The organism is Sphingomonas phyllosphaerae 5.2, from assembly GCF_000419605.1.
Lineage (GTDB): Bacteria > Pseudomonadota > Alphaproteobacteria > Sphingomonadales > Sphingomonadaceae > Sphingomonas > Sphingomonas phyllosphaerae_B.
The window spans coordinates 2,578,939-2,599,198 of the sequence record NZ_ATTI01000001.1; the positions used below are offsets into that span (position 1 = coordinate 2,578,939).

Annotated in this window: 14 protein-coding genes; 6 read left to right on the plus strand and 8 right to left on the minus strand. The window is 68.5% G+C overall.

Features of this window, described 5'->3' with window-relative positions:
- Positions 1-61: 61 nt before the first annotated feature.
- Entirely contained in the window at positions 62-4,360 is a 4,299-nt protein-coding gene (gene rpoC, locus SPHPHY_RS0112085) for a DNA-directed RNA polymerase subunit beta' (protein WP_022686942.1), read from the plus strand.
- Between the two features lie 503 nt (positions 4,361-4,863).
- Here the strand turns inward: rpoC and SPHPHY_RS0112095 are convergent.
- Positions 4,864-5,259 (minus strand): hypothetical protein, encoded by a 396-nt coding sequence (locus SPHPHY_RS0112095; RefSeq protein ID WP_028056844.1) that lies wholly within the window; start codon positions 5,257-5,259, stop codon positions 4,864-4,866.
- 177 nt (positions 5,260-5,436) lie between these two features.
- Here SPHPHY_RS0112095 and SPHPHY_RS0112100 point away from each other — a divergent pair, with 177 nt between their 5' ends.
- Positions 5,437-8,541 (plus strand): TRCF domain-containing protein, encoded by a 3,105-nt coding sequence (locus SPHPHY_RS0112100; RefSeq protein WP_043131121.1) that lies wholly within the window; start codon positions 5,437-5,439, stop codon positions 8,539-8,541.
- 36 nt (positions 8,542-8,577) lie between these two features.
- Here the strand turns inward: SPHPHY_RS0112100 and SPHPHY_RS0112105 are convergent, their stop codons facing one another.
- The 5 genes from SPHPHY_RS0112105 to SPHPHY_RS0112125 form a co-directional block, all read right to left on the minus strand.
- A complete protein-coding gene (locus SPHPHY_RS0112105) occupies positions 8,578-9,879 on the minus strand; it encodes an OmpP1/FadL family transporter (protein ID WP_028056846.1) in 1,302 nt (433 codons plus the stop codon).
- Positions 9,880-9,978: 99 nt separating this feature from the next.
- On the minus strand, positions 9,979-12,336 hold the full coding sequence (locus tag SPHPHY_RS0112110; RefSeq protein WP_022686947.1) for a 3-hydroxyacyl-CoA dehydrogenase/enoyl-CoA hydratase family protein: 2,358 nt from the start codon (positions 12,334-12,336) through the stop codon (positions 9,979-9,981).
- Complete coding sequence (locus tag SPHPHY_RS0112115; protein WP_022686948.1) at positions 12,336-13,472, minus strand: thiolase family protein; 1,137 nt, start codon at positions 13,470-13,472, stop codon at positions 12,336-12,338. Before SPHPHY_RS0112115 ends, SPHPHY_RS0112110 begins: the two co-directional genes overlap by 1 nt.
- A gap of 134 nt (positions 13,473-13,606) precedes the next feature.
- The gene (locus SPHPHY_RS0112120; RefSeq protein WP_022686949.1) at positions 13,607-14,338 is read right to left on the minus strand and encodes a TorF family putative porin; all 732 of its coding nucleotides are present in this window, start codon (positions 14,336-14,338) and stop codon (positions 13,607-13,609) included.
- 1 nt (position 14,339) lies between these two features.
- Complete coding sequence (locus SPHPHY_RS0112125; RefSeq protein ID WP_022686950.1) at positions 14,340-14,774, minus strand: hypothetical protein; 435 nt, start codon at positions 14,772-14,774, stop codon at positions 14,340-14,342.
- A 195-nt stretch (positions 14,775-14,969) separates the two neighbouring features.
- Between SPHPHY_RS0112125 and SPHPHY_RS0112130 the strand changes: the two genes are divergently transcribed.
- Genes SPHPHY_RS0112130 through SPHPHY_RS0112140 form a run of 3 tightly spaced genes read left to right on the plus strand, consistent with a single transcriptional unit; the run spans position 14,970 to position 18,404 of the window.
- Positions 14,970-15,419 carry a DUF2721 domain-containing protein gene (locus tag SPHPHY_RS0112130; RefSeq protein WP_022686951.1) on the plus strand — a complete coding sequence of 150 codons (450 nt, stop codon included), beginning with the start codon at positions 14,970-14,972 and terminating at the stop codon, positions 15,417-15,419.
- Between the two features lie 37 nt (positions 15,420-15,456).
- Entirely contained in the window at positions 15,457-17,277 is a 1,821-nt protein-coding gene (locus SPHPHY_RS0112135; RefSeq protein WP_022686952.1) for a copper resistance system multicopper oxidase, read from the plus strand.
- On the plus strand, positions 17,274-18,404 hold the full coding sequence (locus SPHPHY_RS0112140; protein WP_028056850.1) for a copper resistance protein B: 1,131 nt from the start codon (positions 17,274-17,276) through the stop codon (positions 18,402-18,404). The genes SPHPHY_RS0112135 and SPHPHY_RS0112140 overlap by 4 nt, the downstream gene beginning before the upstream one ends.
- Before the next feature lie 16 nt (positions 18,405-18,420).
- On the opposite strand, the gene SPHPHY_RS20995 is transcribed toward SPHPHY_RS0112140, so the two are convergent.
- Complete coding sequence (locus tag SPHPHY_RS20995; protein WP_022686955.1) at positions 18,421-18,618, minus strand: hypothetical protein; 198 nt, start codon at positions 18,616-18,618, stop codon at positions 18,421-18,423.
- A gap of 279 nt (positions 18,619-18,897) precedes the next feature.
- Between SPHPHY_RS20995 and moaB the strand changes: the two genes are divergently transcribed.
- Positions 18,898-19,425 (plus strand): molybdenum cofactor biosynthesis protein B, encoded by a 528-nt coding sequence (moaB, locus tag SPHPHY_RS0112150; protein ID WP_028056851.1) that lies wholly within the window; start codon positions 18,898-18,900, stop codon positions 19,423-19,425.
- 459 nt (positions 19,426-19,884) lie between these two features.
- Here the strand turns inward: moaB and SPHPHY_RS0112155 are convergent, their stop codons facing one another.
- Positions 19,885-20,232 carry a GFA family protein gene (locus SPHPHY_RS0112155; protein WP_022686957.1) on the minus strand — a complete coding sequence of 116 codons (348 nt, stop codon included), beginning with the start codon at positions 20,230-20,232 and terminating at the stop codon, positions 19,885-19,887.
- Between the last annotated feature and the right edge of the window lie 28 nt (positions 20,233-20,260).

The window sequence follows — 20,260 nt, forward strand, 5'->3', positions numbered from 1 at the left end:
GCTACCCGCCCACCCCGGCCCTTCCCTTCGCGGGGAAGGGAGATGAGGCAGGGAAAAAGTTATGAACGAACTGACCAATTTCGCCAATCCGCTCGCGAAGCCGGAAACCTTCGATCAGATCCAGATCGGGATCGCGTCGCCGGACAAGATCCGCAGCTGGTCCTTCGGCGAGATCAAGAAGCCCGAAACCATCAACTATCGCACGTTCAAGCCCGAGCGTGATGGCCTGTTCTGCGCGCGCATCTTCGGTCCGATCAAGGATTACGAGTGCCTGTGCGGCAAGTACAAGCGCATGAAGTACAAGGGCATCGTCTGCGAGAAGTGCGGTGTCGAGGTCACGGTGTCGAAGGTCCGCCGTGAGCGGATGGGCCATATCGAGCTCGCCGCGCCCGTCGCGCACATCTGGTTCCTGAAGTCGCTGCCGAGCCGCATCGGCCTGCTCCTCGACATGCAGCTGAAGCAGCTTGAGCGCGTGCTGTACTTCGAAGCGTACATCGTGATCGAGCCGGGCCTGACCCCGCTCGAGAAGTACCAGCTGCTCACCGAGGACGAGCTGCTGTCGGCGCAGGACGAATATGGCGAGGACGCCTTCTCGGCCGGGATCGGCGCCGAAGCGGTCCGCATCATGCTCGAGAGCCTCGATCTCGAGGGCGAGAAGGTGCAGCTGCTCGAGGAGCTGGCGACGACCAAGTCGGAGCTGAAGCCCAAGAAGATCATCAAGCGCCTGAAGGTCGTCGAGAGCTTCCTGGAATCGGGCAACCGGCCGGAGTGGATGATCCTCGAGGTCGTGCCGGTCATCCCGCCGGAGCTGCGCCCGCTGGTGCCGCTGGACGGTGGCCGCTTCGCGACGTCGGATCTCAACGACCTGTACCGCCGCGTCATCAACCGCAACAACCGCCTGAAGCGGTTGATGGAACTGCGTGCGCCGGACATCATCGTCCGCAACGAGAAGCGCATGTTGCAGGAAGCGGTCGACGCATTGTTCGACAACGGTCGCCGCGGGCGCACGATCACCGGCGCCAACAAGCGTCCGCTCAAGTCGCTGTCCGACATGCTGAAGGGCAAGCAGGGCCGCTTCCGCCAGAATCTGCTCGGGAAGCGCGTCGATTATTCGGGCCGCTCGGTCATCGTGACCGGGCCGGAGCTGAAGCTGCACCAGTGCGGCCTGCCCAAGAAGATGGCGCTCGAGCTGTTCAAGCCGTTCATCTACGCGCGCCTCGACGCCAAGGGCCTCAGCATGACGCTGAAGCAGGCGAAGAAGTGGGTTGAGAAGGAGCGCAAGGAAGTCTGGGACATCCTGGACGAGGTGATCCGCGAGCATCCGGTGCTGCTGAACCGCGCGCCGACGCTCCACCGTCTCGGCATCCAGGCGTTCGAGCCGGTGCTGATCGAGGGCAAGGCGATCCAGCTGCACCCGCTGGTCTGCTCGGCGTTCAACGCCGACTTCGACGGTGACCAGATGGCCGTGCACGTCCCGCTGAGCCTCGAGGCACAGCTGGAAGCGCGCGTCCTGATGATGTCGACCAACAACATCCTGAGCCCCGCGAACGGCAAGCCGATCATCGTGCCGTCGCAGGACATGGTGCTGGGTCTCTACTATCTCTCGATGGAGAAGCAGAACGAGCCGGGCCAGGGCATGTTGCTGGGCGACATGGCCGAGGTCCACCAGGCGTTGTTCGCGGGTGCCGTGACGCTGCACACCAAGATCGTCAGCCGCGTTCCGCAGACCGACGAGGCAGGCAAGCAGTATCTCAAGCGTTATGAGACCACTCCGGGTCGCATGCTGCTGGGCGAGTGCCTGCCGAAGAGCCACAAGGTGCCGTTCGACACCGTCAACCGCCTGCTGACCAAGAAGGACGTCGGCGACGTGATCGACGAGGTCTATCGTCACACGGGCCAGAAGGAGACCGTGCTGTTCGCCGACGCGATCATGTCGCTCGGCTTCCGCCACGCGTTCCGGGCCGGCATCTCGTTCGGCAAGGACGACATGCTCGTCGCGCCTGACAAGGACAAGCTGGTCGACGAGACCCGCGAGCAGGTGAAGGACTATGAGCAGCAGTATCAGGACGGCCTGATCACGCAGCAGGAGAAGTACAACAAGGTCATCGACGCCTGGAGCCGGTGCGGCGACCAGGTCGCGAACTCGATGATGAACGAGATCAAGGCGGTCCGCCTGTTCGAGGACGGCGAGCAAGCCGGACGCGAGAAGCCGATCAACTCGATCTACATGATGGCGCACTCCGGTGCGCGTGGCTCGCAGGCGCAGATCAAGCAGCTGGCGGGGATGCGCGGGCTGATGGCCAAGCCGTCGGGCGAGATCATCGAAACGCCGATCATCTCGAACTTCAAGGAAGGCCTGACCGTCCTCGAGTACTTCAACTCCACCCACGGCGCCCGCAAGGGCCTTGCGGACACGGCGTTGAAGACCGCGAACTCGGGTTATCTGACGCGCCGGCTGGTCGACGTGTCGCAGGATTGCACGATCGTGGAGCTCGATTGCGGCACCGAACGCGCGCTGGAGATGAAGGCCATCGTGCAGGGCGGCTCGACGATCGCCTCGCTGGGCGAGCGTATCCTGGGCCGTACCACCGCCGAGGACGTGGTGGACGCCAAGAGCGGCAAGGTCGTCATCCCGACCGGCACGCTGCTGGACGAGCCGATGGTCGCGCAGATCGAGGCGCTGGGCGTGCAGGCGATGAAGATTCGCTCGCCGCTGGTCTGCGAGAGCAAGGTCGGCGTGTGCGGCAAGTGCTACGGGCGTGATCTCGCCCGCGGTACGCCGGTCAACATCGGCGAAGCGGTGGGCGTCATCGCGGCGCAGTCGATCGGCGAGCCGGGCACGCAGTTGACGATGCGGACCTTCCACATCGGCGGCGCGGCGCAGCTGAACGAGCAGTCGAACCTCGAATCGCCGGTCGACGGCACGGTCGAGTTCCGCGACCTGCGCCTGATCGAGGACCAGCGTGGTCGTCGCGTGGTGCTCAGCCGCTCGGGCGAGATCGCGATCGTCGACATGGACGGCCGCGAACTGGCGGTGCACAAGATTCCGTACGGCGCGTACGTCATGTTCGATGATGGCCACATCATCAGCAAGGGCGACCGGATGGCGGAATGGGATCCGTTCACCATGCCGGTGATCACGGAAACCGGCGGCATCGTGAAGTTCCAGGACCTGATCGAGGGCAAGACGCTCACCGAGCAGGTCGACGAAGCGACCGGTATCGCACAGCGCGTGGTGATCGAATATCGCGTGTCGACCAAGTCGAAGGAGGATCTGCGTCCGCGCATGACCCTGCTCGACGAGGGATCGGGCGAGTCCGCCCGCTACCTGCTGGCGCCGGGTGCGGTGCTTTCGGTCGAGGACAACGGGACGGTGCATGCCGGCGACGTGCTCGCCCGTGTCGCACGCGAATCCGCCAAGACCCGCGACATCACCGGCGGTCTGCCGCGCGTCGCCGAGCTGTTCGAGGCGCGCAAGCCGAAGGAAAATGCGATCATCGCCAAGGTCTCGGGCCGTGTGGTGTTCGGCAAGGACTATAAGGCGAAGCGCAAGATCGGCATCCAGCCGGAGGATGGCGGCGAGGTCGTCGAGTATCTGGTGCCCAAGTCGAAGGTGATCGACGTTCAGGAAGGCGACTACGTCAAGCGTGGCGACAACCTGATCGGCGGCTCGCCGGACCCGCACGACATTCTGGAAGTGCTCGGCATCGAGCCGCTGGCCGAATATCTGGTCAGCGAAATCCAGGAAGTCTATCGCTTGCAGGGCGTGAAGATCAACGACAAGCACATCGAGACGATCGTTCGTCAGATGCTGCAGAAGGTTGAGATCATCGAGTCCGGCGACACCACGTTGCTGGTGGGCGAGCAGGTCGATCGCGAGGAAATGGACGCGATCAACGAGAAGCTGGCGGATGGCGAAGCGCGCGCGGCGGGCAAGCCGATCCTGCTCGGCATCACCAAGGCGTCGCTGCAAACCCGCAGCTTCATCTCGGCGGCGTCGTTCCAGGAGACCACCCGCGTCCTCACCGAGGCGGCGGTCCAGGGCAAGCAGGACACGCTTATGGGCCTAAAGGAGAACGTGATCGTCGGGCGCCTGATCCCGGCGGGCACGGGTGCGGGCATGAACCGCCTGCGCGTGGCGGCATCGTCGCGCGACGTGGCGCTGCGTGCTCAGCAGCGCAAGTTGCAGGACGCGATGGTGGCGGCGGGCTCCGCCGGCACGGCGTCGCAGACCCGCGCTGCCGAGGAAGCACGCAGCGTGCGTGAGGACGTCGGCACCGGCAGCGATCCGCTGGCGGCAGTCGTCCCCTCGGGCACCGGCACCGACGCCGATGCGGGCGAGTATCTGAACAAGGAGTGATCCCTGCTTCGGGGCTTACGCCTGACATGATCGAGCCGCCGTCCGGGATGCCGGGCGGCGGCTTTTTCGTAAGAGCGAGCACTGCGGCTGAAGCATCTCCCTTGCGCGGCGGAGCATGCCGTCGCGCAACGCCGCCGGTTCGATGCGGGAACCCGCGACCTGCCGACACGATGCAACGGCAGACCGGTAGCGGAGGCGGGCTTGCGGTAGAGGCGCGCCATTCCGGGTCTCGGCCGGTCTTGCGCGACCGCGCCGCCTACCGGTGCGGCACCACCCGTTGCGGCGGATGCACGCGTGATGGCGCACGTTGCAATTGCTGCATCACGCTTCTTTCATCACATGAGCGGCATACGCTGCACCACAGCAACCAGTAACCCAGCGGGGCCGCCATGCTTTATCTCGTCTATATGATCGTCTCGTACCGCAACAGCATCCGCGCGCGTGCCGAAGCCGCCAACGACACCGATTATCGTCAGGCCGCCTGAAGATAACCCGGCCCGGCGTTATTTGGCGCCGGCCCGGACATAGGGCGTGAACTCGCCCAGGATCAGTGTCGCCTTTGGTATTCGCGACATGCGGCTGAGCGGACGCACCTGATCGTTGCGACACAATTGCGATCCGAACGGCTCGGTGATCAAAATGTCGTCGTCGTCCAGCGCCTCGGCACGTGCGCGCAACCTGTTGACGTAGAGGCGACTGCCGCTTCGCCAGACGATCGCGCGACCGGAGACGATGATCGGTGAATTGTCGTTCGGGGAAACCGAGATGCAACGCACCGGCGGGGCGGCGACGCGGCCCTTGAGCAGCGCGGCAAGCTCCGCATCGGGATCGGATCGCGCGGCAAGCGCGGGGGTGACGAGGGTGGCGACCAGCGCCGCGGCGGCGAGAACACGTTTCATGATCAAATAGATATACCCGTGTTCCTGAACCCGCACTGATCCGGGTTGATCTGCGGCAAGCGGTTCGTTTCGGAACGGCGTCGCGCGTCGGTCCGTTCGAACCGGCATGAAAGCTGCCAGTTGACCGCCGCCGCTCCTGCCCCCACGCCTGCCGCGTCGGTCGCCGAATATGCCGCAATGCTCGCCGAGCAACTGCCCGCGGGCGACCTGATCGCCGCCGTCGCCGACGATGCCCGCGCCGCCGCCGTCGCGCAGGCACTGCAGGCGGCGATGCCGGCCGCTACCATTCTGTTCTGCCCCGGCAGCGACGCACTCCCCGGCGAGGACGCGCCGCCCTCACCCGCCAATGTCGGCCAGCGCGTCTCCGCGTTGCGCCACGCGCGCCGCCTGGTCGCGCAGGAAACCCGCGGGCCTGTGGCGCTGATCACGACCGGCGAGGCACTGGCGCGTGCCTGCCCCGCCCCCGCGGACTTCGACGTCGCCCCACCGGTGGTGAAGATCGACGCAACGCTCGACCTGACCGAGCTTTTCGAGCGATTGGCCGAACTCGGCTATGTCAGCGACGAGCGGGTCGACGAACCCGGCGAAGTCGCCCTGCGTGGGCAGGTGCTCGATGTCTTCCCCGCCGATGCCGCGCTGCCGCTACGCGTCGAGGTCGCGGATGGGCGTATCGTGACGCTGCGCTCCTACGATCCCACCGATCAGCGCTCGATCGACGATGTCGGCGAGCGTGAACTCGGCCGTGTCGCCGAGCCGCCGCTGGGGGCCAACGCCACCACGCTGCTCGATCATCTGCCCGCGGCCCGGATCGTCATCGACGATGCCGCCGACGAACGCCGTCGCCGTTTCCTCGCGCTGGTCGCGGACGCATCGCGGCGGACGCCGAAACGTGCGGCGCGCGACATCGTCGACGACAAGGCGTGGCAGGCCGCGCTGGCCGCGCGCGCACAGGCAACGCTGACGCGTGCGGGCGAGGCGCCGCCGCGCTTCGCCGAGCGCAAGGCGCCGCTGCGCGCCTTCGCCACACTGGCCCGCAGCGCACGTGCCGAGGGCGACCGGGTGGTGCTGCTCGGCACCGCACGCGATCTGCGTTTCATGCGACCGCGCATCGCGAAGGCGTTGAAGGAAGAGCCCGTCGCCGTCGCTTCATGGGCGGATGTCGCCGCTTCCGGGCGCGGCGCGTTGCTGTCGCTGGAACTGGCCGCCGATCGTGGCTTCCGGCGCGACGGCGTGCTCGCGGTCGCCGCCGCCGATCTGCTCGGCAGCCGGGCCGAGCGCGAACAGCATGGCAGCATCGCCGCGGACGCGACGCTGTTCGACATGGGCGAGATCCGCGTCGGCGACGTGGTGGTGCACGAGGATCACGGCATCGGCGTCGTCGCCGGGCTGGAGCGATTGCCCGAGGACGGCGGCGACGCGATCAAGCTCGCCTATGCGCAGGACGGCGTGCGGTTGGTTCCGGTCGGCGAGGCGGACCGCATCTGGCGCTACGGCGCGGAGGCGGATGCGGTGACGCTCGACCGCCTCGACGGATCGAGCTGGCAGAAGCGCCGCGGCGAGATCGACGCGGCCATCGCGCAGAGCGCGCGCGACCTGACCGAACTGGCCGCGGCACGCGCCAAGCGCGACGCGCCGACGCTCGACCCCGACCCGGCCGCTTATGAGCGGTTTGCCGGCGGCTTCGCCTTCACCGAAACCCCCGACCAGGCGAAGGCGATCGCGGCGGTGCGCGCCGACCTCGCCGCCGGTCGCGCGATGGACCGGCTGGTGATCGGCGACGTAGGCTACGGCAAGACCGAGGTCGCGCTGCGCGCCGCCGCCATCGCCGCGCTGGCGGGCAAGCAGGTCGCGATCGCCGCACCGACCACGGTGCTCGCGCGCCAGCACCTCGAGACCTTCACCGCGCGCTTCGAGGGCAGCGGGATCGCCGTCGCCGGCCTGTCACGGCTGTCGAGCGCGGCCGAGAAGAAGCGCGTCCGGGCGGCGCTGGCCGACGGCTCGGTGCAGATCGTCGTCGGCACCGGCGCGGTCGCCGGCAAGGGCGTGGTCTACAAGGACCTCGCGCTCGTCGTGGTCGACGAGGAACAGCGCTTCGGCGCGGCCGACAAGGAGAAGTTGCGCGGCCTGTCCGCCGGGCACGTTCTGACGCTGTCCGCGACGCCGATCCCGCGCACGCTGCAGTCCGCGCTGGTCGGCCTGCAACAGCTGTCGATCATCGCCACCCCGCCCGCGCGTCGCCAGCCGATCCGCACCGCGGTCGGTGCGTTCGCGCCGGAGACGCTGCGCGCCGCACTGCTGCGCGAAAAGAGCCGCGGCGGACAGAGCTTCGTGGTGGTGCCGCGGATCGCCGACATGGCGCCACTGGCCGAACAACTCGGCAAACTGGTGCCCGAACTCGAGGTGCTGGAGGCGCACGGCAAGCTGCCCGCCGACGCGATCGACGCCGCCATGGTGCGATTCGGAAGCGGCGATGGTGACGTGCTGCTCGCCACCAACATCATCGAGGCGGGGCTGGACGTGCCGCGCGCCAACACGATGGTGATCGCACATGCCGATCGCTTCGGCCTGTCGCAGCTTCACCAGTTGCGCGGGCGCGTCGGGCGCGGCAGCCGGCGTGGCCAGGTGCTGCTGTTCACCGACCCCGCGCACGAGATCGCGCCGCGCACGCTCAAGCGGCTGCGCACGCTGGAGGCGTTCGACCGGCTTGGCGCCGGGTTCGCGATCAGCGCGCGCGACCTCGACATGCGCGGCGCCGGCGATCTGCTCGGCGAGACGCAGGCCGGGCACATGAAGCTGATCGGCATCGACCTTTACCAGCAATTGCTGGAGGGCGCGTTGCGGCGCGCGCGCGGCGAGGACGTGGAGCGGTGGACGCCCGAACTGCATCTCGGCGTCGAGGGGCGGTTGCCGGAGACGTGGATCCCGGACGAGGAACTGCGCGTCACGATCTACGCGCGGCTGGCGCGGATTACCGAGGCGGCCGCGCTCGACGCGCTGGAAGACGAACTCGCCGACCGTTTCGGCGCGATGCCCGACGACGCGCGGACGCTGCTCGCCACCGCGCGGTTACGTGTCGATGCGCGTGCCGCGGGGATCGCCAAGGTCAGCGCCGGCCCTGCCGCCCTCGCGCTGGAGCCGCATAACGGCACCGTGATCGATGCCGCTGCGTTCGGGCTGGAGCAGAAGGAGCGCCGTTTCCTGCTCCGCGAGCGGATCGACGACCCGTTCGTGCGGCTGGAGCGCGCCGGTGAACTGGTGCAGCAGATCGCCGCCGCAGAATGAGCGGCCGCCCCGGCCCACGCCGGGGCAGCGACGCATTCAGAAGCGCACGCGCCCACCCAGCGACAGCACCACGGCATGCGCATTCTCGAGCGTGCCGTTGAGCGCGACCGGGGTCTGCGCGGCGGTGCCCGCGTAGGCGGCGGTCAGCCGGTCGATCGACGCGTCGGCGAAATCGACGTAGTTCGCCGCCGCATCGAGCGCGAGGTGCGGGGTCACGTCGAACGATGCGCCCAGGCCGTAATTCCAGCGATTCGCGTCCGGTACGCGCGCATCGCGCTCACCGTCGCGGGTCGGGGTCAGCGTCCGCTGTACGCCGCCGCGCACCGTCAGCCGTGGCGACACCGCATAATCGACGCCGGTCGCATAGCTCCAGATGTTGCGGTAGTTCTCCGGCAGCGCGGTGTTGAGCGGCGCGCCGAGCCGGATCGCGTCGAACTGGTCCCAGGTAGAACGGATCGTCTGCGCGTTCAGCGTCAGCGCGTCGGTGAGGCGGAAGCGGCCACCGATCATGATCTGCGCCGGGGTGTAGAAGGTCGCCTCCACACCCGACACCGTCGTGTTGCGCGCCGCGAGCGGCCCGAGCAGACCGCTGACGGTCAGGTCGCCCTTCAGCGTGTGCTTGATCGCCGATTTGTAGCTGACGCCGACGGTCGCCCAGTCGTTGTGCATCTGGACGCCCGCGGTCCAGCCCACGTCCCAGCCGCCCCCTTCCAGCTTCTGGCTGCCGTCGGGCAGCGCCGCGGCGAGGTTGGGAAGCGCGTTGCTGAGGCTCGCATCGACGTGCTGGACATTCGCGGCGCCACCGATGCGCAGCCAGTCGGTCACCGCGACACCGACCGACGGCTGGATGTCGAAGGTGCGCAGATAGGTGCGGTCGGCGCTGTAGCGCGCCCAGCTGTCGGCGCTGTAATCGGTGGTGAAGCTGTATGGCGAGGTCACCGCCAGCCCGACGGCGAGCCGGTCGCCGAGCGGCACCGCGATGGCGCCCGACGGCAAGACGCCCTTGTTGATCGGGTCGCGCGACGTCGACGAGCCGCCGACCGGCGCGAACGTGCCGCCGGGACGGCGGATCACGGTACCGTTGTCGACCACGTCGCCCTTCGGCAGGATCAGTGAGACGTTGGCGCTCGCCTCCGCCTTCTCGATCCCGGCGATCGCGGCCGGGTTCCACCACAGCGACGCGGCGCCGGTGTCCGCCGTTTCGCCGGAAAAGGCGCGGCCGGCAGCGCGGGTCGATTGTTCCTGGAGATAGAACGCCTGCGCGTGCGCACTGCCGGCGACGACGAGACCCGTCATGCTGGCGGCGACCGACAAGGCAGCACGGTTGCGGGGAGACATATGCGATCCTCTTTTATGTTTCTTATCATGTCCTTGCGTCCGCAGCGGCTGAACGCAGGATGAATCGCCCCCACCTTGCCGGGTGGGGGCGATCGCCGCTCAATTGCGCAGCGGCTTGCCGGTCATCAACATGCTCTCGACGCGCGCATGGGTGCGCTCGTCATGCGCGCTTTCGATGAAAGCGGCGCGCTCCAGATCGAGCAGCTGCTGTTCGGTGACGGTGTCGACCACGTCGGCGTCGCCACCGGTCAGCACATGGGCGAGCCGCCCCGCGACGACCTCGTCATAGGCGGTCGCGACGCCCTTGCGCCGGAAATCGGCGACCGCACCTGCCAGCCCGACACGCCCGCTCTCGCCGGGGAGCCGGAAGGTAGGCGGTTCGGGCGGCGTGTAGCCGTCGACCAACGCCAGCGCCCTGGCCTTGGCATCCGCAAGCAAGCGGTCGCGGTTCATGGTGATGCCGTCGGTCGGACGCAGGAACGCCAGCTCTTTCGCGTGCGCCGCCGAACGCGACACCTGCGCGGTGGAGATCAGCTCGAACGCCTTCGCCACGGCGGGCATCGGCCCCTTCGGCATCATCGGCGACCGGGCGAGCCGGTCGAGCAACTCGCCGTGACCACCCCAGCCCGGCACCAGCCCGACCCCGGCCTCGACCAGCCCGATATAGCTTTCGGCGTGCGCCTGCACCGCGTCGGAATGGAACAGCACCTCGCACCCGCCGCCCAGCGCCATGCCGGACGGTGCGCTCACGACCGGGAACGGCGCATATTTCAGCGCCTTGAACGCCTGCTGCCCGGCGACGATCAGTTTCTCGATCTCGCCCCACGCGCCGGCCTTGACCGCGAACAACGCGAGGCCGAGGTTGGCGCCGGCCGAGAAGTTGCTGCCCTCGTTATAGATCACCAGCGCCTTGTACCGGTCCTGGACCAGCGGGATCGCCTGCTGGATCAGGCGCGCAACCTCGCCGTCCAGCGCGTTCATCTTGGCGGTGAATTCCAGGCACAGCACGCCGTCGCCGACGTCCCATAGCGCCGCCGAGGCACTGGTCGCGACCGGCTGCGACCGCCGCTTGACGTCCTCCAGCAGCAGCACGCCCTCGCCGCGCGGCACGTCGTGATAGGCACCGTCGTGCCCGAGATATTGTCGCACCCCGCCCTCGACCCGGTAGAATGGACGCGCGCCGGCCGTGTCGAGGATCGCCGGCACGGTGCGGCCTTCGGCGCGCAGCCGCTCGGCCAGCTTGCCCGGCCCGAGGCGATCGATCAGTTCGAACGGCCCGAACTTCCAGTTGTAGCCAAGCTTCATCGCGTCATCGATCGCGACGATGTCGTCGGCGGCCTCGCCGACCAGCATCGCCGCATAGCTCAGGACGTTGCCCAGAATCGTCCAGGCATATTCGCCGACCTTGCCCGGCGTGGTGACCAGCGCCGCCAGATCCTTCTCCGCCGCGGCGGGCAACGCGTCCGGCTTCGATTCAGGACGATACTCGCCCGTGCGAAGATCGATCGCCAGCTTGGCGCGCTGGCCGTCCGCACTTTTCTCGAGCCGGTAGAAGCCGCCCTTGCCCTTGCGGCCGGTGAAGCCCTCCGCGATCATGCGATCGACCAGCGTCAGCGGGCGCACGGTGGCGAAATACGGATCGCCCTGCGGCAGCGTGTCCGACAGGCTCTTCGCGAGCAGCGGCATCAGGTCGACCCCGACCAGATCGATCAGCGCGAAGATACCGGTCTTCGGCACGCCCATCGGACGCCCGCCGATCTGGTCGGCCTCCTCGACGGTCAGCCCCTGGTCCAGCGCCGCGTTGACCGCGATCGCCAGCCAATAGGTGCCGATGCGGTTCGCGATGAAGCCCGGCGTGTCTTTCGCGCGGACGATGCGCTTGCCCATGAAGCGGTCGACGAACGCCTCGACACCTTCGGCGACGTTTGCATCAGTGTCCGCGCCGCGCACGATCTCGACCAGCCGCATGTAGCGCGGCGGATTGAAGAAGTGCGTGATGAGGAAATCGCGGCGGAACTGCGCGCTGCGCCCCTCGACCAGTTTCTCGAGCGGGATCGTCGACGTGTTCGACGACACGGCGCTGCCGGGCCGCTTCAGCGCTTCGAGACGCGCATAGAGCGACTGCTTGATGTCGAGCCGCTCGACGATCGCCTCGACGATCCAGTCGCATTCGGCGACGCGATCGAGATGATCGTCGATGTTGCCGGTCTCCACCAGCTTGGCCGCCGCCTTCGACATGAACGCCGCCGGCTCGGTCTTGAGCATCTTTGCGACCGCGCCCTTGGCAACCGCATCGCGATCCGCGCCGTCCCTCGGGGGTATGTCCAGCAGCAGCACCGGCACGCCGGCGTTGGCGATCTGCGCAGCGATGCCCGCGCCCATCACCCCGGCGCCGATGACGCAGACCTTCTTGATCGACCCGGGCTTTGCGCCCTCCGGCTTGACAGCGCCGCTCATCACACGCGCTCCAGCACGGTAGCGATGCCCTGCCCGCCGCCGATGCACTGCGTCGCCAGCGCATAGCGACCGCCCTCGCGGGCCAGCAGCGCGGCAGCCTTGCCGACGATCCGCGCACCGGTCGCGCCCAGCGGATGGCCGATCGCGATCGCGCCGCCGTCGATGTTGATCGTCTCGTCCTTCAGGCCGAGATCGCGGATGCACGCGATCGCCTGGCTGGCGAACGCCTCGTTGATCTCCACCACGTCGAGGTCGCTCGCGGCGATGCCGGCGCGCTCCAGCGCCTTGCGCGACGCGCCGATCGGGCCAAGCCCCATCGTCTCCGGCTCGCAACCCGAGATACCGATCGCCTTGATCCGCGCGAGGATCGTCAACCCGTGCGTCTTCGCGAACGCCTCGGACGTCACCAGCACCGCGCTGGCGCCATCGGTCAGCGGCGACGATGTGCCGGCGGTCACCGATCCGTCCTGCGAGAAGGCCGGCTTCAACCCGCCCAGCGCCTCGACCGTCGTATCCGGGCGCAGCGTACCGTCCTGCGTCACCTCGCCGGCCCTGGTGGCGATCGCGACGATCTCGTCCCCCAGCCGCCCGTCGGCGCGGGCTGCGGCGGCCTTTTGCTGGCTCTTCACCGCGAAGGCGTCCTGCTCGGCGCGGGTGATCTGGTACTTTTGCGCGACGTTCTCGGCGGTCTGGCCCATTCCCATGTACGCGCCGGCGTTCTTCGCGGCGAGTTGCGGGTTGGGCATCGGGTTGTAGCCGCCCATCGGGATCCGGCTCATCGATTCGAGCCCGGCGCAGATATACGCCTCGCCCGCGCCGACCGCGATCTGCCCCATCGCAATGTGGATCGCGCTCATCGACGATCCGCAGAAACGATTGACGGTCATCCCGCCCACCGACAGCGGCAGGTCGGCAAGCAGCCCGATCATCCGCGCGACGTTCAGGCCCTGCTCGCCCTCCGGGAACGCGCAGCCGAGCACGATGTCCTCGATCAAGGCTGCGTCGACCCCGGTCTTTTCGATCAGGCCGCGGATCGTCTGCGCCGCGAGATCGTCCGGGCGCACCCGCGCCAGTTCGCCCTTGCCGGCAAGATGGAAGGGCGAGCGGGCATAGCCTGCAATCACGACGTCGGTCATCGAAAGCCTCTTGGTTGAATTGGCTCCCGTTTACGTCAACGTCAGCGCTCGCTCAAGGGGGTATGGAGGACGCGTTGCAGGCGCACGCGCTTGCCTCGTCGTTCCCGCAGCGGCAGGAACGACGAAGGCGACGGTCAAATCCCCAGCGAAATCCGCGCCGCCAGCCGATCCCCGGCATGCTCGCGCACCGCGAACGGCGACACGTCGCGCACGTTCGCGATATCGGTGCCGGTATATTCCAGTCCGACGGTCAGCGGCCCGGTGACATGCTCCACGCCTACCGCCCAGTCGTGATAGGTGCCGCCCGGGCGCAGCCGCGCAGCGCGCAGCGGATCGTCGACGCTTCCGGAGGAACGCCCGGCATGTCCGGTGACCGTCCACGGCGTCGCCGGAATGCCGACGCGTCCGCGCGCCGCCAAATAGAGATTGTCGCCGCCGATCGCGTCCTGCGACGGCGCATAGCGCGCTTCGACGCCGGCCTGTGCCGGCCCGAGCGAATAGCTCGCGCTCGCGCCGACTTCGCCGTAATCCAGCTTGCCGCGCGCGCCCGCGAACAGATGCGCGGTCGCGAACCCGTCGAGCCGGAAGCCGCCCAGATCCGTCGAATAGCCGATCGTCGGCTCGGCCACGCCGTCCGCGCCGCCGTGGCGCGGGTCGCCGCGCGTCGCGACCACGCGTGCGCCGATGTCGAACCCGCCCGGCAGGTCGATCCGCGCATAGGCGGAAGGTGCGGCCTTGCCTTCACTCCAGCTGATCCCGCGACGACGCTCGTCGGTGGCAAGCTCGACGCCCGCCTGGACCTGCGCCATGGCGGGAAGCGCCGCCACGCCCGAGAGCGCGGCGGCGATCACGATAGCGATCCGCATATCAGGTGCGCGCCCGGTCGTGCGCCGCGTCGAGTTCGGCGACCAGCGCGTCCTGGTCGCGCTCGGCAACGGCGAGCAGGTGGTCGCGCACCTTGCCGCTCTTCGCCGCGACGTCCTGCGCGATCGCATCACGCTGCGTATCGCACCAGCCGGGCCGGCTGCCGGTCAGCGGCGCCGCAGCGCTGATCGTGCGCGTCATGACGTGGCCGGCGGCATGGCGTGCCTCACGATGGACGTCGACCGCGGCGGTCCAGGCGCAGCGGAGCGCGCTGGGCCGGCCCGGCGCGCCGACCGCGCCGACCTGCTTGTGCGACACGTCGACCGCGCTGCGGTAGGTCACGTCGACGCTTTGGCCGCGATGGTCGATCTGCACGCGGTGTGCCTCTGCGGCGATGGGGGTGCCGAGCAGCAGCCCGGCGACGATCGAGACGATCATGGCGTTTCTCCTTGCGGTGTCCCGGACCATGTTGTCCGGTGACCCTTCCGAGATACGTACGCTTTCCGTCGCTTCAACGATCCGGTCGCCGGCGTAACAATTTGTCACCAGCCGTCTGGCCCGCGGCAACGCGCGCGCTGCGTGGTCGCACGCCGGTGGTTGTCGTGCGTGGTCGCACGGGGCACAACGCCTGCCATGCCCTATTCGCCCGCCCTACCGACCATTGCCGAGGCGATCCAGGCATCGCTCGGCCCCGTCTTCGTGCTGACCGGCATCGGGGCGCTCCTCAACGTACTCACCGGCCGGCTCGCGCGCGTCGTGGACCGGGTGCGTGCGCTGGAGGAACGCCATCCGCAAACCGAGGCGCCGGAACGCGCGCGGCTGATCTGGGAATTGCGGCGGCTTGCCAAGCGGATGAGCGTCATCAATCTCGCGCTGTTCCTGGCCGTCGCCAGCGCGGTGGCGACGTGCATCGTCGTCGCGCTGCTCTTCGTCGGCGCGCTGACCCGCAGCCATATCGGCCATTACGTCGCGTTCAGCTTCATCCTTGCGATGTCGCTGCTGATCGCGTCGTTCGTGGCCTTCCTGGTCGAGGTGCGGCTGTCGAGCAGTGCGATCCGGGTGCGCGACGAATTGTTGCAGTGACCCGCGACAGCGCCGCTGCGACGATTATATGAGATGTATGACGAGGATCAGTGACACGGCGGCTTCCCCGCGCCGCCGCGATATCCTGCGCGCCGGCGGCGTGCTTGCGGCGGGGGCATGCCTGCCGGCGTGGGCGCAGTCGGGCACTCCGGGGATTGCGCCGCTGCCGACGGTATCGGGCGAGGACATCCGCCTGCGCATCGCGCACCGGATGCTCACGATCGACGGCCGCGCCAGCCACGCGGTCGGCGTCAACGGCACCGTGCCCGCGCCGCTGATCCGGCTGCGCGAGGGGCAGAACGTCCGCCTTCACGTTGAGAACGCGCTGGACGAGCAAAGCTCGATCCATTGGCATGGGCTGCTGGTGCCGTTCCACATGGACGGGGTGCCCGGCGTCAGCTTCCCCGGCATCGCACCGCGCAGCACCTTCACCTACGAATTCCCGGTCCGCCAGTCCGGCACCTATTGGTACCACAGCCATTCGGGGTTGCAGGAGCAGCTGGGGCTGTACGGTCCGATCGTCATCGATCCAGCAGGCACCGACCCGATCGTCTCCGCACGCGAGCATGTGATCGTGCTGTCGGACCACAGCCCGCTCCACCCGCACGTGATCTTCCGCAAGCTCAAGCAACAAGGCGGCTATTTCAACTTCCAGAAGCAGACGCTGGCCGGGCTGCTCGCCGGTCGCGACCAACGCGAGGCGGAGCGGCTGGCATGGGGCGGGATGCGGATGGACCCCGCCGACGTCGCCGATGTCACCGCATCGACCTACGCCTATCTGGTCAACGGCCATGGCCCGCGCGACAATTGGACCGGGCTGTTCGTGCCGGGCGAGCGCGTGCGGCTGCGCATCGTCAACGCATCCGCGATGACGACCTTCAACCTGCGCATCCCCGGCCTCGCGATGACGGTGGTCCAGGCGGACGGCCTGCCGGTGCGCGCCGTGACGGTCGACGAGATCCAGGTTGCGGTCGCCGAGACCTATGACGTCATCGTGGAGCCGCGCGACGACCGTGCCTATGCGCTGGTCGGCGAGAGTGTCGACCGTTCGGGAATGGCGCTGGCGACGCTCGCCCCGCGCGCCGGGATGCGCGCCGCGGCCCCACCGCTCCGCCCGCGCCCGCTCGCTACCATGAAGGACATGGGAATGGGCGGCATGGCGGCGACGGCGACGGCGACGACAGGTGGCCACGACATGCCCGGGCACAAGATGGCCGGGCAGGACGGGGGCGGGCAGGACGCGGCCGGGCAGGACGGGGGCGCAGAGGACGCCGCCGGTCAGGACATGGGCACGATGAGCCATTCGATGCGCGACTTCGCCAACGCGCCGGAGCTGAAGCGCACCCCGACGATCCAGACGATCGCCCCGATGCCGGTCGACCGCACCGGCGAGCCCGGACAGGGATTGCTCGATGTCGGGCACCGCGTGCTCACCTATCGCGACTTGGTCGCCACCGCCCGCAATCCGGACACCCGCGCGCCCGATCGCAGCCTGCGCATCCACCTGACCGGCAACATGGAGCGCTATATGTGGGCGTTCGACGGCGAGAAGCTGAACGAGGTGACCGCGCCGTTCGCGTTCCTGGCGGGCGAGCGCGTGCGCGTGACACTGGTCAACGATACGATGATGGGCCATCCGATCCACCTGCACGGCCATTTCTTCGAGCTGGTCACCGGCCACGGCGATTTTGCGCCACGCAAGCACACGGTGCAGGTCCAGCCCGGCGGCACCGTCACCTTCGACGTCACCACCGACGCGGTCGGCGACTGGGCGTTCCACTGCCACATGCTCTACCACATGCACGCCGGAATGATGCAGGTCGTCACCGTCCGCCCGCGTGACGCGGTGCCGGCATGAGCGCCGCACTCGCGATCGCGCTGGCCGTGCAAATGCAGGGGATGGACCACCCGGGGCACATGCCCGGCATGACGATGCCGGCGGCCAAGCCCGCCGCAACGGCGCAGGCGCGGCCGAAGCCGGCCACGCGCGCGACCGCCCGACCCAAACCGTCTGCCAGTGCAAAGCGCCGGCCGAAGCGGGCGGTACCTTCGCCGGCCGTTGCCGCCTGTTCTCCCGAACATGCCGCGATGGGCCATTGCGAAGCGCCCATGCCGCCGGCCAGCGCCGACGCCTGCCCGCCCGAACACGCCGCAATGGGCCATTGCACGCCGCCGGTCGCGCCGCCGCCCGCTGCTGCCTGCTCGCCCGAGCATGCCGCAATGGGGCATTGCAAACCCGCGCCTGCCGGCACCGCGCTGCCCGCCGGCGACGGCCCCGCGCCGGCCGCGCCGTCACCGACCTATGCCGACCGCATCTGGGGTGCAGCGGCGATGGCGCCGGCGCGTGCACAACTACGCCGCGAACACGGCGGCGCTACCTTCTCGCAAGTCATGCTGAACATCGCCGAATGGCAGCCGCGCCGCGGCGCGGACGGCTATCGCTGGGATGGCGAGGCGTGGTTCGGTGGCGACATCGACCGGCTTGTCGTCAAGAGCGAGGGTGACGGCCGGTTCGGCGCACGCGCCAGCGGCGAGGTACAGGCGCTCTACAGTCGCGCGGTCGGCCCCTATTTCAACCTGCAAGGCGGCGTCCGGCAGGAGATCGGCACCGACCGCCGCTACGCCGTCGCCGGGATCGAAGGGCTGGCTCCCTATTGGTTCGATGTCGAGGCGACCGCCTTCCTCTCCGATCGAGGCGACGTGCTCGCGCGGGTCGAGGGCTATTACGACCAACGCATCACGCAGCGCCTGATCGTGCAGCCGCGCGCCGAACTCAACCTCTCGGCGCAGGACGTGCCGCGCGATCGTATCGGCGCCGGGCTCGTCGATGCCGAGCTGGGCGTGCGGCTGCGCTACGAGCTCCGCCGCGAATTCGCGCCCTATATCGGCGTGTCGTGGGAGCGCGCGTTCGGCGAGACGCGGCGACTGCGCGCACGCGACGATGGCGGTGTGGCGCTTGCGGTCGGTCTTCGCGGCTGGTTCTGACGCGGGGTCGCCGCGCTCAATCGCGATGGATCGCGCGCTCGATCGCACCCGGCGCGACGCTGCGCAGCACGATCGCTGTCGCCAGTCCGGCAGTGGTGGCGACCAACAGTCCGCCGATCACCGCCACCAGCACGCTTTGCCAGCGCCGGTCGATCAGCACCGCCATGACCAGCGCGAGCACGAGAATGGCGAATACGGCGATGTAGAGGATCATCCCGTCTTATCCCCGGCATCGCGCGACGGCGCCAGTGGGCTTGGCGCGAAAATCCTTACCTTTATCACGGCTTGTGCCGCAGGGTGGCCGAGTGTGCGAGCTGCGCTGGCGCAGGATGGTGTCGCGACGGAGCGATCTTGCCGCTGCGAGCGCTAGCATGAGGTCTCCGTGCCTGCCCGCATGCACGTGATTCACGCACGGTCGCGCGGCGCAATCCATCGCCGCGACCGCCTGATCCGGACGCTGGACGCTCCCGCGCGACGCGATTATCGCAGCACGATGCCGATCGACGAAACCCGCACCTTCCTCCCCGTCCGCATCGCGGTGCTCACCGTGTCCGACACGCGCGGCCTGGCCGAGGACCGCTCCGGCGACACGCTGGTCGCGCGGCTATCGGACGCCGGGCACGTCCTCGCCGAACGCGTGATCCTGCGCGACGACGTCGATGCGATCATCGCGCAGCTCCACCGCTGGATCGACGATGACACGGTCGATTGCATCGTCACTACGGGCGGCACCGGCGTAACCGGGCGCGACGTCACCCCCGAAGCGGTCGAGCGGGTCGCCGACAAGATGATCCCCGGCTTCGGCGAGCTGTTTCGCTGGCTCAGCTTCCAGACGATCGGCACCTCGACGGTCCAGAGCCGCGCCTGCGCCTGCGTCGCGCGCGGCACCTACATCTTCGCGCTGCCCGGCTCGACCGGCGCGGTGAAGGACGCGTGGGACGGCATCCTCGCCAGCCAGCTCGACAGCCGCCACCGCCCCTGCAACTTCGTCGAACTCATGCCGCGGTTGCTGGAGCGGTGATGCAAGCCGGAAAGTACCGCTAAGCGCACGCATCAACCCCGAGGTCGGGTCGGTCGCCCTCTTACCGCTGCGGTGCCGATCTTCTCATCACGCCGGAAGCGACACGCCGGAGGCACGTCAAGCTCATCGGGAACGAACTCGTCGGGCGTCGTGACAGCACACCTCGCGATTGGGACGCCCGAACGCGCTCCGCATCCAAATGCTGCGATCACTGTTGCCTTGCCTTGAGCCGGACGCCGGCTTGCTCAGCCGTCGGCAAGTCGCGCGGCCTCGCAGACCGACGCACCGATGATTGCCGACGCGGCAGGGCCTGACCGGGATCGACATTCAGCGTTTCCGGGTGCCGGACTGCTCGCGAAAGAAAATCGTCGATCTGTTCGGGTGAACCGCGCTGCCACGATCAGGCAGACGTGCCCCTCCATCCGTCGGTGCGGACCGTCTGGCTGAATGTCGGCGCCGCTAGAAGCTCGCGCCGTCGACCTTCCGGATGGTAAGCGCGTCGAGATCGATCGAGGGCACGCAGCGCAAGTTGATTGCCGCGGTCGCTTGCCCCGCCGGATCGATGCCCATGCTGAACGGCTGGCAGCCACAGATCGTGCAGAATCGATGGCGCAGCGCGTGGCGGTTGAACGTATAGTCGCGCAGCGCAGCCTCGCCGCTGATCGTCACCGTTTCGGCGGGGACGAAGGCGAGCAGGAACCCCTTGCGCCGGCAATGCGAGCAGTTGCAGCTCATCGCCTCCGTCGGCGTCTCGCCTGCCACCTCGAACGTCACCGCGCCGCAATGGCACCCGCCCTCATAGCCCATCGTCGCCCCATGTTCTTGCTTCGTTCCG